This is a genomic window from Lelliottia sp. (assembly GCF_045627565.1).
In the GTDB taxonomy this organism is placed as follows: domain Bacteria; phylum Pseudomonadota; class Gammaproteobacteria; order Enterobacterales; family Enterobacteriaceae; genus Enterobacter.
Genome location: NZ_JAZQNX010000006.1, coordinates 15,943 through 31,658 on the forward strand (window position 1 = coordinate 15,943; position 15,716 = coordinate 31,658).

Below are 15,716 nucleotides of genomic sequence, written 5' to 3' on the forward strand. Positions count from 1 at the left end.
CATGAAAATTACCCAAATCCGTAACGCTACCCAAATCATAACTTACGCGGGTCGACGCTTTTTAATTGACCCGATGTTAGCCGCCAAAGATGCTTACCCGGGTTTTCCAGGCACGGCGCGGGCTGAAATCCGTAACCCAATGGTCGATTTACCTTTTGACGTTGAAACCATTCTGGATGTTGATGCCATCATCGTCACCCATACGCATGACGATCACTGGGATCGGGCAGCCATCGATCTGATCGGCAAAGACAAACCGATCTACGTGCAAAACGACAGCGATGCGGATCTGCTGCGCTCGCAGGGCTTCCACAATCTGACTGTGATGACGGAAAACAGCCGCTTTGGTGACATTCAACTAAGCAAAACTCACGGTGGTCAACACGGCACCGACCGCGCCTATGCCGTGCCGGAGCTGGCGGAGCGTTTGGGTGAGGCGTGCGGCGTGGTGTTTCGCCACCCTGATGAAAAAACGCTTTTTATTGCGGGAGACACCCTCTGGCGTGCGGACGTTGCCGTCGAACTGCAAAAACAGCAGCCGGATGTGGTGGTACTGAATGCCGGTTATGCGCATGTCATTGGATTTGGCCCCATTATTATGGGTCAGGAAGATGTGCTGAACGTCCACTTTCTGCTGCCGCAGGCCAGGATTGTCGCCACGCACATGGAGGCAATCAACCACTGTCTGCTGACGCGCAGCGCATTACGTGAATATGCTGATGCCAATCAGATGAGCGATGTGCTTAGTATTCCGCAGGACGGCGAAACCGTTATATTTTAAGTATCAGGCCGGGGGAGGGAGAAAGCGTGAAAATAGCAAACGTGGCGATTGTCGCGGTGGAGGGCTTTAGCCCGTTTCACTACTCCGTTCCCTGCATTCTGTTTGGCGATACGGTTTCAGGGGAAAAGCGCTTTAACGTGCAGATCTGTGCCGAAACCCCGGGGATGTTGACGTCTCGCGAGGGTTTTGCGCTTAGCGCCACCGCAGATTACTCCGTCATTCCGCAGGCCGACATTGTGGTGGTGCCTTACTGGCGGCACGTTCTTGAACGCCCTCCACAGACTCTGCTCGACAGTCTGGTGCAGGCCCGCGAAAACGGCGCAGAAATTGTCGGTCTGTGTTTGGGTTCTTTCGTGCTGGGATATGCTGGCATCCTGGACGGTAAACGTGCGGCAACCCACTGGGAGTTCGAACGCCAGTTTCAGACGCTTTTCCCAGAGGTTCAGCTCGATATCAACGCGTTATATGTTGATGACGATCGGATTATCACGTCGGCAGGAACCGCAGCGGCGCTGGATTGCTGCCTGTATATTATTCGCCAGCGCTTTGGCAGCGTGGTCGCCAATCAAATTGCCCGACGAATGATCGTTCCGCCGCACCGTGAGGGTGGGCAGGCGCAATTTATCGAACAGCCGATTCCGGAAAACACCCGCGATGCGCGTATAAATTGTCTGATCGACTATCTGCAAAAACACATTCGTGAACCGCATCATCTCGACTCGCTGGCCGCCGTGGTGTCGATGAGCCGCCGCACGCTGACGCGTCATTTTATAAAGGCGACGGGGATGAGCGTGGCCGACTGGCTCACCGCCGAGCGCCTGCGTCGCAGCCAGATTTTACTGGAAGCAGGAGATCTGCCGATTGAATCCGTGGCGGAACAGGTGGGATTTCTCTCTGCGGTAACCTATCGCCAGCAGTTTAAAGCGCGTTTTGGCGTTAGCCCGGTGGAATGGCGAAAAACATTTCGTACCAGCGGCACAGATATAGGCGAGCGGTAGTCACGCGGTAACAATATATTAAATATCCCTCTAAACAGAACTCAATATTTAATCTAAATCACATATTGTGCAAAAAAATAACGCCTAACTTAAATTCAGTACACCCTGAATAAGACTCGTCTTATAGTCCGCAAAATATTCAGCAATGTTTTATTCAGGGAAAGATGAACAAGGCGTTTAGCACTTTTAAATTTATAATAATTTCATCTGTAAATTATATTTTCGCTATTCTATGGATAGGCATTTTTTCTTTTACGCTACACGCTGCCCCTCTCTCTCCGGCGGATCGTGATGCTATTCAGCAGCAGCAACAGCAGCTGTTATTACAAAACCAGCAGCAGCGTGATGAACTGGAACGCACTATCCGCTTGCCCGAAACGTCCCCACAAAAGCCTGTATTAGCAGGCTCTGGGCCGTGCTTTCGTATTGAGAAAATTACGTTAACCGGTGTGACCTTAATCACCGCCAAAGCCCAGCACAGGCTGATTTCGCCGTGGGAAGGCCAGTGCCTGGACATGGCAAAAATAACCGAATTAACGACGGTGATTTCTGACTGGTATATCAGCCGGGGGTACATTACCAGCCGTGCTTTTCTGACGGAACAAGATCTCTCGAGCGGTCAGCTCAATATTGTGGTGCTTGAAGGCAAACTCGCCGAAATTCGTCTGGAAGGTAAAACGCCCTTTATGCTGAAAATGGCGTTTCCTGGGTTGAAAGATCGCGTACTTAATTTACGCGATATAGAACAAGGCATGGAGCAAATTAATCGTTTGCGTGCCCAGCCGGTACAAATTGAAATTATTCCCGCATCGCAGCCTGGTTATTCAGTGGTTAATCTTACCGCACAGCCTGAATTTCCGTTAAGTGCATCAATCAGTCTGGATAATAGCGGCCAGAAGAGTACGGGTGAAGAACAACTCAATGGCTCGCTGACCGGCAATAATATGCTCGGTGTGGCCGATAAATGGTTTGTCAGCGGCGGTCGCAGCAGCGATTTCGCCACGCCCTATGATGCGCAAAATTTCCAGGCGGGCGTGAGCGTGCCGTTCGGCTATGGTCTGCTCGACTACAGCTACGCGTGGAGCAACTACCGCACCACCATCGACAACGTTGGATACCTGTGGGTTTCGAGGGGTGACACCAAAACGCACCGCCTGAATGCTTCCTGGGTTGTCTATCGCAACGGCGACGTGAAAACAGGTTTGGCGGCCGGTGTGGTGCAGCGATCAAGTCGCAACTGGCTTAACGATGCGCCGCTACAAAGCAGCACGCGAAATCTCTCCAGCCTGATCCTCGGCATCACCCACACGCAAAAAATGGCCGGTGGCGTGGCGACACTCAACCCCACTTACAGCCACGGCATGCCCTGGTTTAACGGCGAAACCGATGAAGACAAAATCGGCGATGCGCCGCGTGCGCTGTTCAGCAAGTGGAGTATGAACGCCAGTTTTCAGCGTCCTCTGACCACGAGTTTGTGGTGGCTAACGAGTGCCTACGGCCAGTGGTCACCCGATCGTTTGTACGGCGCAGAACGCCTGACGCTCGGCGGCGAAAGCTCGGTGCGTGGCTTTAAAGAACAATATCTTTCCGGCGACAACGGCGGCTATCTGCGCAACGAACTCGGCTACACGCTTTTCACGTTGCCGGTGATCGGACAAGTCAGCGCGACCGTCGCATTCGACGGCGGCTGGCTGGAAAAAGACCGTGAAGATCGCTTTGCCTCCGGCACCCTGTGGGGCACGTCGATTGGTCTCAGCAGTTCAGGCCGCTGGTACAGCAGCCAGATTTCAGTGGGTACACCGGTGGATTATCCCGACTGGCTTGGTCCCGATCACGTCAGCGTCAACTGGCGCATCGCTTTCACGCTTTAAGAGAATCACACGACTATGGATACCCGTCACCCACCCGTTCGTTTCTCTCAGCGTCTGATTAGCTGGGTCGTCTGCGGCTTAATGATCTGGCAGCCGGTTGCGCCTGCCTTTGCGGCGGTGATGACGCCGACCGGCAACACCACTATGGATAAGGCCGGAAACGGCGTGCCGGTGGTGAATATCGCCACGCCTAACGGGGCGGGGATTTCCCACAACCAGTTCGACAGCTACAACGTCGGCAAAGAGGGCGTCATCCTCAATAACGCCACCGTTCGCCTGACCCAAACCCAGCTCGGTGGGCTGATCCAGAACAACCCCAATTTGCAGGCGGGACGCGAAGCGAAAGGGATCATTAACGAAGTGACGGGCGCAAATCGCTCGCAACTTCAGGGGTATACCGAAGTCGGCGGAAAAGCGGCGAACGTGATGGTCGCCAACCCCTACGGAATTACGTGTAACGGCTGTGGATTCATCAATACGCCGAATGTGACTTTAACCACCGGTAAGCCGCAGTTCGATGCGAACGGCAATCTGATGGCGCTGGACGTCACCAAAGGGGCGATCACAGTTGAAGGCCAGGGACTGGATGCCAGCAAAAGCGACGCGCTGTCGATTATTTCCCGTGCAACCGAGGTCAATGCGGCAATTCACGCCAAAGATCTGACCGTCATTGCCGGGGCCAATCGCGTAGGCGCGGATGGCAGCGTTAAAGCGATTGTCGGACAGAGCGCGACCCCGACCGTGGCGGTCGATACCGGTGCGCTGGGCGGGATGTACGCGAACCGTATTCGTCTGGTATCCAGCGATACAGGCGTGGGCGTCAACCTCGGGAATCTTAACGCGCGGCAGGGCGATATTCAGCTCGATGCCAGCGGTAAACTGACGGTCACCAACAGCCTTGCCAGCGGATCGATTACCGCGAAAGGCGCAGGCGTGACGCTGAACGGCAGTCATCAGGCAGGCGGTGCGCTTAACGTTGCCAGTACGCAGGATATGACCCTGAATAACAGCTTGCTCACCAGCGGCGGCGAGATGCGCCTTGCCAGTGACGGCAAACTTCAGGCAACCGGCGGGGGAGCGAACAGCAAAGGCGCGTTGACGGTCAACAGCGGTCAGGATATGACGCTGACCAATACAAAGCTGGTGGGCCAGGGAAATACCACGCTCAACAGCAATGGTAAGCTCACTATCAACGGTGGGGGCGTGTCGGGCAACGGCGATCTCAATGTTGTCAGCAGCAAGGATATGACCATCGCTAACGCGGCAGTGGGCAGCAATGCCAACGCCACGTTAACCAGCGGCGGAACGCTCACGGCGACCGCAGGGGCGATCTCGGCGGGTAAAACATTGGCGCTCAAAGGGCAACAGCTCGCGCTGGACGACCGCAGCCGTGCGGATGCCACAGGAAACATTCGCCTTGAGGGTGAACGTCTGACAAACCAGGGGCAAATCAACGCCGCTGGCAATCTCACGATCGCCGCCAATCAGGTGGCCAACAGCGGACAGATGGCGGCAAAAGGTCGCGTTGATGCGCAAACGAGCGAGTTGATTAACAGCGGTTCATTGCAGGGCAACGGCGTCACGCTAAAAAGCCAAACACTCGCCAACAGCGGGACGTTGCAAAGCGGTGGTCAATTGGCGCTCAGCGCCGGCACGTTAACCCAACAAGGGACGCTCAGCGCGAAAGGGGACGCGGATCTCGACGTCAGCGAATCGCTGCAAAACAGCGGCGATCTGCTCGCCGACGGCGGGCTGAATATCAAAACCGGCGCGCTGGCGCAAAACGGTGTGCTTTCAGGGGCGAAAGCGCTGAGCGTCAACGCCGACAGTCTCACCAGCGGCAAAGGGTCGCGTACCACCAGCCAGGGCAATATCCAGCTGACTACCGCGCAGCTCGCGGATCTTAACGGCCAGACGGATGCCGCAGGAGCGCTGAACGTCAGCGCCAAAAATCTGAAGACTCGCGCGGATGCACATCTCCAGAGCGGCCAGAATCTGACGTTGCAGGCGGAAAATGCCACGCTCAACGGCATTCAGGCGGCGAAAGGGGCGCTTAACGTCACGGCGCAGACGCTCGACCACGACGGTCAATCGACAGCGAAAACGCTGACGTTTAGCGCCACAGAAGGGATTACCAGCGGCGGCGAATTAACGGCGGACAGTATTTCTCTGCACGGACAACGCATCACCCACAGCGGCATCGCGAAAGCCAAAAATATCACTTTTACCGCCCCGGAATTTATCACGTCCAGCGGAACGCTGGTGGCCGACACCCTGACCCTCGACGGGCAGCGCATTACCAACAGCGGTCTGCTGCAGGCGAATACCCAGTTCAACCTGCACGCCAATGCGCTGGATAACCTTGCCAGCGGTGCGCTGTATAGCGTTCGCGATCTGACGCTCGATCTGCCGGAACTCACCAACCAGGGGCTTATCACCACCGATGGAAATCTGTGGCTGAAAGGCGACGTCCTGACCAACGCCGGGGAAATCAACGGCGTCAATCTGCGTCTCGACAATACCAGCCTGGCAAATCAGGCGGCGGGTCGTTTGCTGGCAGATGACCTGCTGAGTTTTACGGGTTCGGCGCTGGACAACGACGGCCAGATGGCGGCGAACAACATGCGGTTGACGGCAGATAGCCTGCAAAATCACGGCGTGATGCAGGGCAATGATGCGCTGACGCTGAACGCCGCAGAGATAAGCAATAGCGGCGCGTTACGCACCGACGGCACGCTGGATCTGCACGGCGTATCGTTTGAGAACACCGGCGAACTGAGCGCCACCGATCTGCTTTTCACGCTGACGCGTCAGATGAATAACCATGCTGACGGCAAAATTATCGCCAAAAATGGCCTGACGCTCACCGCGCCAGAGCTGCTCAACAGCGGGCTGCTGGTGGGAGCAAACACCCAACTTAACGCGGGCGCGATTCTCAACAGCGGTACGCTGCAAGGGACAAACTCCCTGACCGCGACGGGCAAAAAGCTCGATAACCAACTGGCGGGCAAGCTGCTCTCCGGCGGTGAACTGCATCTGCAAAACGCCACGCTGACCAACGCCGGTTTGTTGCAGGGCAAAACCCTCAACCTGGCGACGGGCGAGTGGATCAACAGCGGCAACGCGCTGGGCGAAGCGGGCGTGACGGCAAAGGTCAGCGGATCGTTCTCTAATCAGGGCAACGTGCTGAGCCAGCAGCAGCTCGATCTGAACGCCGGCAATATCACAAACCAGGGACAACTGCTGTCGAAAGTGTTGACGCTGCACGGCGATCTGCTTAACAGCGGGCTGTTGCAGGGCAGCGATGCGTTGGCCTGGACGGGCGACCAGTTTACCAACCAGGCACAGGGCCAGGCGACGGGCGGCGAAACGCTGATGCTTTCCGGAACTAGCCTGAACAATCAGGGGCAAATTCAGTCGCGCGACGCGGCGCTCACCGCCGACACGCTGACTAATAGCGGTTCGGTGCAGGCGCTGGATCGCCTGAAACTCAACGTCGACGGGCGGCTCGATAATCAGGGCGCGATGCTCAGCCAAAACCTGTTTGAGCTGACGGCGGCGCAGTTGTTTAACGACGGTCAACTGGCGGCAAAATCGCTGACGCTCAGTACCCCGCAGCTGAACAACACCGGCACCGTGCAGGGTAACGACAGCCTGACGTTAGCCACCCGCAACCTGACAAACGCGCAGAGCGGACAGCTGGTCAGCGGCGGTTCGCTGGATCTGGATCTCGATAAGCTCGACAACGCCGGGCTGATGCAGGTGAATCAGCGCTTCACGGTGAAGGGAAACGATCTGCTTAACCGCGGCGATATACAGGCCGATGCGCTGGATTTTGCGCTCAGCAAAACGCTGAATAATCAGGGCGGCATTGTGGCCAAAAATGACGCAGTGCTGAACGCGCCAACGCTCACCAACAGCGGAACGTTGGCGGGGAAAACCCTGTCCCTGAGCGGCACGGATATTCGCAACAGCGGGCTGGTTCAGGGCAACGACAACGCCGACGCGACGGCCAGCCGTATCACCAACGACGCGGCGGGCAAGTGGATTTCTGGTGGGGCGCTGACGCTTAACAGCGGTCAGCTCACCAACGCAGGCGCTGTGCAGGGCGCGACGATTGGCCTCACGGCAGCATCGCTGGACAACAGCGGAACACTCAACGGACTCAACGGCTTTACCGGGACGTTCACCGGCAAACTGACCAACAGCGGACAGATACAGAGCGGCGGCGCGCTGAATTTCAGCGCCGACAGCATCCTCAACCCGGGCCGTATAACCGGTAAAACCCTGGCGCTGAATGCTCGCGACCTCAATAACAGCGGGCTATGGCAAGGCACGGATGGCGTGTCGCTCACCGGCGATACGCTTGCGACCACGGCGGCATCCCGCACGCTGACCGGCGGCGCGTTAACGCTGGATGCCGGACAGTTGACCACCCAAGGCACGCTTCAGGGCAACAACGTCGATGTGACTTCTGACGGTTGGACGCACGGCGGATCGCTTCTGAGCCTGGGCGGATTGACCGCGAATGTTGGCGGGACGCTCACCTCAACCGGGTCGCTGATGAGCAAAGGCGCGGCGGACGTGACGGCGCAAACGCTGGATAACCGTGGGCAATTGCTCGGCGAAGGCGACGTGACGCTCGGCGGCGCGACGCTGAAAAACAGCGGCACGGTGCAGGGGAAAAATCTCGACCTGCATCAGAGCAGTATCAACAACCAGGGGACGCTGACCGGCCTGGACAGCCTGACGATCGAAGCCCGTCAGCAGTTAATGGCGCGTATGGCGATGGCCGCGCCGCAGCAGGAGTTGATCAATGGGCCGACGGGCGCGCTGCTCACGCAGGGTACGCTGAATATCACGTCCGGGGCCGTAACGAACGCCGGAATCTGGCAGGGACAAAACATTCTGCTTAACGCTCAGTCGCTGACGAACAGCGGCGCGGTGCAGAGCGCCGATGCCCTGCAAATGACGCTGGCGAATACGCTGACCAGCAGCGCGGGAAGCAAAATTACTGCGATGGGCACGGCGACGCTGCAGGCGCTGTCGCTCAACAATCAGGGGCAGTGGGCGGCCAAAAATCTGACGCTGAAAGGCGCGACGCTCAACAACAGCGGTGCGATCAGCGGCGTTAACGGACTTACGCTGGCGCAAACGGGCGCGATGACTCAGGAGCAGAGCGGGACGATGCTCTCCGGCGGGGCGCTGAACGTGAACGCTGCGTCCGTGAGTAACGACGGCAAAATTCAGGGCGCGACGCTCGGGGTGACAACCAGCGCGCTCATCAACAACGGGCGTTTGCAGGGCGATAACGGCGTCACGCTTGGCCTTAGCGGTAATCTGACCAATAACGCGAGCGGGGAAATTGTCAGCCGTCAGGGGATGACGGTGACCACCCCTTCCCTGTTCAATTACGGGCTGATGCAGGGCGGCGGCGAAACCAGCGTCACTGCAACCAGCCAGGCGCGGAACGACGGCAAACTGTTGTCCGGCGCGCGTCTTACGCTGAACACACCGCAGTACACCGGCGCGGGCTGGCTGCAGGCGACGAATCTCATTCTGAACGCTGCGACGGCGACCAACAGTGGTACCTGGGTTGCCGATCAGGCGACGCTGACGGGTAACTCCTTTACCCATCAGGGCACCACGCAGGCGGGAACGCTGGCCGTTAATTACAACCAGTTGACCAACAACGGCACGCTGCTGGGCAACACGCAGTTGACGGTGGGCGCTAATCAGGTCAACCAGAGCGCGGCGGGTAAACTGTTCAGCGGCGGCGATCTGTGGCTCGAAAGTAAAGGGCTGGATGTTGTCGGACAGGTCGTCTCGCTCGGCAATCTGACCTTAAAACTCACCAACGCGTTTACCAGTAAAACGGCGCTGGCCGCGGGTAAAACGCTCACGATCAGCAGCAATGGGGCGATCGATAACCGCAGCGTGATGCAGGGGCAGGCGGTCAATCTGACGGCGGGCGGGCAGTTAAGCAATAACGGACAGATCACCACCGGAACCGGGGCGAGCACGCTTTCCGGCAGTACTGTTGCGCTCAATGGTGCGGGGACAATTCAGGGCGGCGGCGATATCAACATTGCCAGCCGCGGCAATATTACCGTCGACGGTTTTACCGGAACGCGTGGCTCCCTGACGCTCAGCGCGCCGGGATCCATCATCAACACCGCACTGCTGTATGCGGCCAATAATATGGCGCTGTACGCCAACAGCATCACCAACCAGCGCGGCGATATCCTCGCCGGAAATAACCTGTGGATGCAGAAAGACGCGGCGGGAAATGCCAACAGTCAGGTGGTAAACACGTCGGGGAATATTGAGACCACGCGCGGTGATATGACGATAAAGACGGCGCAGCTTTTAAATCAGCGTGACGGGTTACAAAGCACGACCTCATCCACAAATAATCTTCTTGGTATTGATGGCTTAGGTGATGCTCTCATTTCCATTTCGATTGATAATTTACCAGATGGGAGTTATGGAATTGTCTATTTTCCGGCAACGGAACATTGTTCTGGTGCAGCCCATAATGGCTCTGGTAATTGCTCCACAAAGCCAGCAGCTGCATCATATCGGCCCTTAGCTTCGGGTCTTGTGCAAAAATTTGCTCAGAAACAGACAGTAAGTACAGTTTCAGCCAATGGTGGATCTGCTCGAATTAGTTCGGGTAACAATCTGACAATTTACTCCGGAAATTTGGCTAATAACGCTAGCGCTATCCTGGCAAATAAAAACATCTCTCTTTCTGGTAATACGTTATCAAATCAGTCATGGGAGAATTCAACATCGACTGATTACCTCGTTTATACTTATCAGTATGAAATTCCTGATGATATTGAGTCGGTTGAACATTATAGCCATTCAATTCAACCTAAAACAAAACTGATCTCAAATTACAAACTCACTGATAGAACCACAGAAAGTGTTGTTGGTTCTGTCTATCGCGCCGTCATTCAAGCCGGTGGCAACGTCACGGCAAACTTCTCCAGTAACATCAGCAACACCAATACCACCGCCAATGCGGGCGGCGTCAGCAACACCGTTTCTGCGCCATCCCTGAACACGCTGAGCAATAAAACGATCGGCGGCGGGGCGCAAAAACAGAGCCTGACAAATACCGCAGCGGTGGCGGTGAACTCGCCGGAGTGGAACGATCAGCTCCAGGGTGCGTTGCAGCAAATCAACGGCGGCGGCGCGCTGGACAACAACGGCGCGAGCCACGCCGCGCTGACCAACATTTCTACGACCCAAAAAGGCAACGCCAACCTCGGCAAACTGGGCAGTCTGGCGAATGCAGGCGTTACAACCGCGGCGCTGAATAACGCCACCGGCGGTGCGACCGGGCAGTATCAGGGTAAAACCGTGGATACCAGCGCCTATCCGCTGCCGTCAGGCAAAAACGGCTATTTTGTGATTTCCGATAACCCGAAAAGCCCGTACCTGATTAACGTCAACCCAAAACTCAACGACCTCGGGAAACTGGATCCGGCGCTGTTTGCCGACCTGAATGCGCTGCTCGGCATTAAACCGTCGACAGCCGCGCCACAAGAGACGCGCACTGCGTTTACCGATGAAAAACAGGTGCTCGGATCGTCCTATATGCTGGGGCGTCTGAACCTCAATCCGGACTACGACTACCGCTTCCTCGGCGACGCGGCGTTTGATACCCGCTACGTCAGCAACGTTGTGCTCAATCAGACCGGCAACCGCTATCTGAACGGTATTGGCTCCGATCTCGATCAGATGCGCTATCTGATGGACAACGCCGCCGCGCAACAGCAGTCGCTCGGCCTGCAGTTTGGCGTATCGCTAAATGCTGACCAGATTGCTGCGCTCGACCACAGCATCATCTGGTGGGAAAAAGCGACCATCAACGGCGAAACGGTGATGGTGCCGAAGGTTTACCTGTCGCCGAAAGATGTCACCGTCAACAACGGTAGCGTGATTGCGGGCAACAACGTCACCCTGAAAAGCGGCAATATCACCAACAGTGGCAGTTCACTGCTGGCCAATAACAGCCTGACGATCGACAGCCAGAACAGCATCAGCAACCTCAACGACGGCCTGATGAAAGCGGGCGGAGCGCTGAACCTCAGCGCTATCGGCGATATCAATAATATCAGCTCAACCATCAGCGGTAAGACGGTGGCGCTGGAGAGCCTGGACGGCAGCATCAATAACCTGACGCTGGCGGACCAGATTGATATCAATGCAAAGGGCAAACGCAGCAATGTGACGATCAAAGACACCGTGTTGGGCACCACGGCGTCGATTACCGCGCAGGATTCGTTGTCGCTGGAGGCGGGTAAAAACATCACCGTCACCGGCGCGAACCTGGCGTCCGGCGGCGATATGCTGCTGAACGCGTGGGGCGATATCGCCGTCAACGCCAATCAGGTGAATGACGCCTACAGCTCCAGCCAGGCGAAAACCCGCCGTTCATCCGTGACGTATCAGGGAAGTAGCGTCAGCGCGGGCGGCGATCTCATCGTTAATGCCGGGCACAATATCGATCTCACCGCCAGCGACCTGAAAGCAGGCGGCAGCGCGGGACTGAGTGCGGGCAACGATCTGAACCTGAACGCGGCGCAAACCAGCGAAAGCAGCCGTAAAGGCAAGAGTGAATCGCACAGCACCGACCTCGATCGCACTACCGTTTCTGCAGGTGAAAACCTGGTGCTGAAAGCCGGGCAGGACATCAACGCACAGGCGGCAGCGCTGGCGGCGGAGAAAAACGTCGGGCTACAGGCCGGACGCGATGTGAATCTCGCGTCCCAGGAGACCCGCGAGGGCGACAGCTACAAGTCGAGCAAGAAAACGGTCATCAACGAGTCCGTACGCCAGCAGGGAACCGAAATCGCCAGCGGCGGTAACACGGTGATTATCGCCGGACGCGATGTTAATTCGCAGGCCACGCAGGTTCTTGCCACGGAAGACGTTGGCATAGCCGCAGGGCATAACATTAACCTGTCGACGGCCACAGAAAGCGATTATGCCTATAAGGAAACCCTGAAAACTAAAAAAGGCTTCCTCAGCAAAAAAACGACTCACAAAATTCACGAAGAAAGCGCCACTCATGAAAAGGGAACGTTGCTGAGTGGGGATAACGTCACGCTGCAGGCAGGTACAGACCTCAATATCCGTGGTTCAGCCGTAGCGGCGGATGGGGATATTGCGCTGAATGCTGGCAATAATGTCACCGTTGAAGCTGCAGAGAATACTGCCAGCCACTACGACAAGAAGAGCACGAAAAAGAGCGGTGTCTTCGGGGGGGGAAGCCTGGGTATAACGATTGGCTCCCAGTCCAGCAAATCTGAGCGTAAAGGCGCCGAGGTAACCGAAAGTGATTCCCGCAGCGTCATCGGGACGACGGGCGGTAACGTGGTGATCAATGCCGGGAAGCAGGTCACGCTGAGCGCCACTGATGTTGTGGCAGGACGGATGAAGGGCGATACCGATCGTAAAACGGGACACATTGACATCACAGGTAGCGACATTGCGATCGTGCCGGGACGCGACCAAATCACTCAGGATGCGAAACAGTCGAGTAAAAGCAGTGGCCTGACCGTATCGGTTGCTGATCCGCTGATTAACGGTATTCGTAATATTCGTGATATCGCCCACTCCGACAGCGACAGCATTACTAAAGTCAAACAGCTGAGCAACGAGATTGCGGCAACTGGCGCGGATATGGCGATGGGGTCCTCTCTGCCGATGACCTATGGTAAATCCTCATCGAAAAGCGAAAGTCACTATGAAGGCCTTTTCAATACGGGCAGCGCGCTTAATGCGGCGGGTAACGTACAGCTAACGGCAACGGGAAAAAACGGGCATGGCGATATTCTGATTCGTGGCAGCCAGGTCAGTGCGGGCGAAGCAGTGATCATGGATGCGAAGCGTGATATTGCGATTGTAACGTCTACCGATTCCGAGCGTTTGAGCAGTAAAGCGAGCAGCAAAGGCTGGAGTATTACCGATGGGATCGCAGGGCCGGGCGCGGCTTCACGAGCCCTCAATGGCTCGCCGGACAACGGCAATAAAATCCTGCCTTACGCTATGGATAACTCACGTAGCCAATCTCACCGAAGAACCACAACAGAGAACGCCTCTCACATCAGTGGATCGGATATCTACATCAACAGCCGTAACGGCAGTGTCGATATTGCTGGCAGTGCGCTCGGTGCGATCAACGATCTGCTGATTGCGGCTGATAAAGGCAATATCAACGTCACAACCGGGAATAACGCCACGCATCAAAGTCAGTCGGGTAGCCATTCGATGGTTGGGAATCTGGGCGGCGATGGTTACAGCGGTACGATTGGATGGCGTAAAGATACTTTCGGCTTAACTTCTGACGGTAATGAACAGAACACGCTGCGCACTCAGATAGCAAGTCAGAAAGGGAATGTTTCCCTTCAGGCGGGTGAGGATGTTTCTGTACACGGCGCTGATATCAGCGCAGGCAATACGCTGGTCGTCAGTGGTAAAAATGTCTTATTTGACGTCAGTGAGGATAGGCTCAAGAACCACAGCGACTCCTCATCCACCCAGTACGGAATTAAAGGACAAGTTTCCGGTTGGGCCGTAAGTGCAGCACAAACCGCAGAGCGTGTTGCACGTTCAGTCCAGGATGACCGCGATCCACGTTTAACGGGAATTTATGCCGCGCAGGCAGGACTTGATGCGGCCACACAGACTATGCAGGGGGACATGAACCCGGCGGCGTTTAAAGTCAGTGTTTCAGCTACGGCAGGAAAAACCTCTCAGACGCAGGATTACAGTCATAGCCAGCAGCAAGGAAGCACTTTGCATGCCGGGAACGCGGTCATCATTAAAGCGCGTGAGGATATTGCCGGGAAGGGTGTGGATATCAGCGGTAAAACTGTCACCCTTAATGCGGGGCGGGACATCGTTCTGAGTTCGTCACGCGACACCGAAACCCTGAAAAATAGCGCCAGCGGTAATTCGGTGAGTGCGGGTGTGGGTTTCTCGATGGGCGGGAGTCAGAACGGGTTTACCGGCGAGTTTGGTTACAGCCAGAACCAGAGCCGTGCTGATGGGAAGAGCCAGACCAATCAAAACAGTAAAGTCCATGCCGACAACATTCTGAATATTATCAGTGGTCGCGATACTACTCTGAACGGGGCGGAGCTGAGTGCCGATAAAGTGATTGCTGATGTCGGTCGTGATCTGACCATCGCCAGCGTGCAGGACTCATCCCGGTATGACAGCAAGTCGACCTCTTCTGGCGTGAATCTGAGCGTCTGCATACCACCGATTTGTTACGGTGCAGTGGTTCAGGGCAGCGGCAGTATGGATTCGCAGAAGCTGCACAATAATTATGATTCTGTGAAAGACCAGAGCGGGATTTACGCCGGTAAAGGTGGCTTTGACATTACGGTCGGCAACCACACGCAACTCGATGGGGCGGTCATTGCATCCGATGCCTCTGCGGATAAAAATCACCTTGATACCGGTACGCTTGGCTGGAAGAACCTGCATAATCAGTCGGACTGGAGCGGTAAACAGGTCGGATTTACGGTATCCGGTGGTATAGGGTTTAACAACGATACGCAGAGCAATGAGCCAACTTCGCAGGGTCAGCCTTCACCCAGCCTGGCGAGTGTTTCTGGCAGTGAAAGTGGCACCACGCACAGCGCTGTTGCCAATGGCACCATCACCATCCGCGATAAGGCTAATCAGAAGCAGGATGTGGCGAACCTGAGCCGTGACACGGCAAATGCGAACCACAGCGTGAAAGATAGTTTTGATGCGGATAAAGTGAAGGACAAACTGGAAATCCAGACTGCCGCCACCAGTTTGGGTATTCAGGCGGCGAATGCGTATAAAGCCGCGATGGAGGAACAGGCCGCCGGTCAGAACGCCGCGTTAAAAGAGGAACTGCACCAGCAAAACCCTCAGGCCACAGAGGCGGAGCTGAACGCTGCCGTGAAGAACGACAGCCGTTACATCAACGCGGACAAAGAGTACGGTCCGGGCAGTGATTTCTGGCGGGCGACTTCCGGTGCCACAGGGCTGATAGCGGGTATTCTTGGC

The 15,716-nt window shown here is 56.2% G+C and carries 4 protein-coding genes; all 4 read left to right on the forward strand.

The features are described 5' to 3' along the window. Position 1: 1 nt before the first annotated feature. Complete coding sequence (locus ACKI5T_RS04355) at positions 2-781, forward strand: MBL fold metallo-hydrolase (RefSeq protein ID WP_407435810.1); 780 nt, start codon at positions 2-4, stop codon at positions 779-781. Positions 782-807: 26 nt separating this feature from the next. Continuing rightward, complete coding sequence (locus tag ACKI5T_RS04360; RefSeq protein WP_407435812.1) at positions 808-1,779, forward strand: GlxA family transcriptional regulator; 972 nt, start codon at positions 808-810, stop codon at positions 1,777-1,779. A gap of 164 nt (positions 1,780-1,943) precedes the next feature. After that, positions 1,944-3,650, forward strand: coding sequence for a ShlB/FhaC/HecB family hemolysin secretion/activation protein (locus ACKI5T_RS04365; protein WP_407435814.1), 1,707 nt, complete (start codon positions 1,944-1,946; stop codon positions 3,648-3,650). Positions 3,651-3,665: 15 nt separating this feature from the next. Next, the coding region (locus tag ACKI5T_RS04370) for a hemagglutinin repeat-containing protein (RefSeq protein ID WP_407435816.1) at positions 3,666-15,716 on the forward strand (12,051 nt) is incomplete at its 3' end.

What these genes read in the sequence shown, in the direction of transcription:
- ACKI5T_RS04355 (WP_407435810.1), top strand. Translation starts at nt 2, where the DNA reads ATGAAAATTACCCAAATCCGTAACGCTACCCAAATCATAACTTACGCG.
- ACKI5T_RS04365 (WP_407435814.1), top strand. Translation starts at nt 1,944, where the DNA reads ATGAACAAGGCGTTTAGCACTTTTAAATTTATAATAATTTCATCTGTA.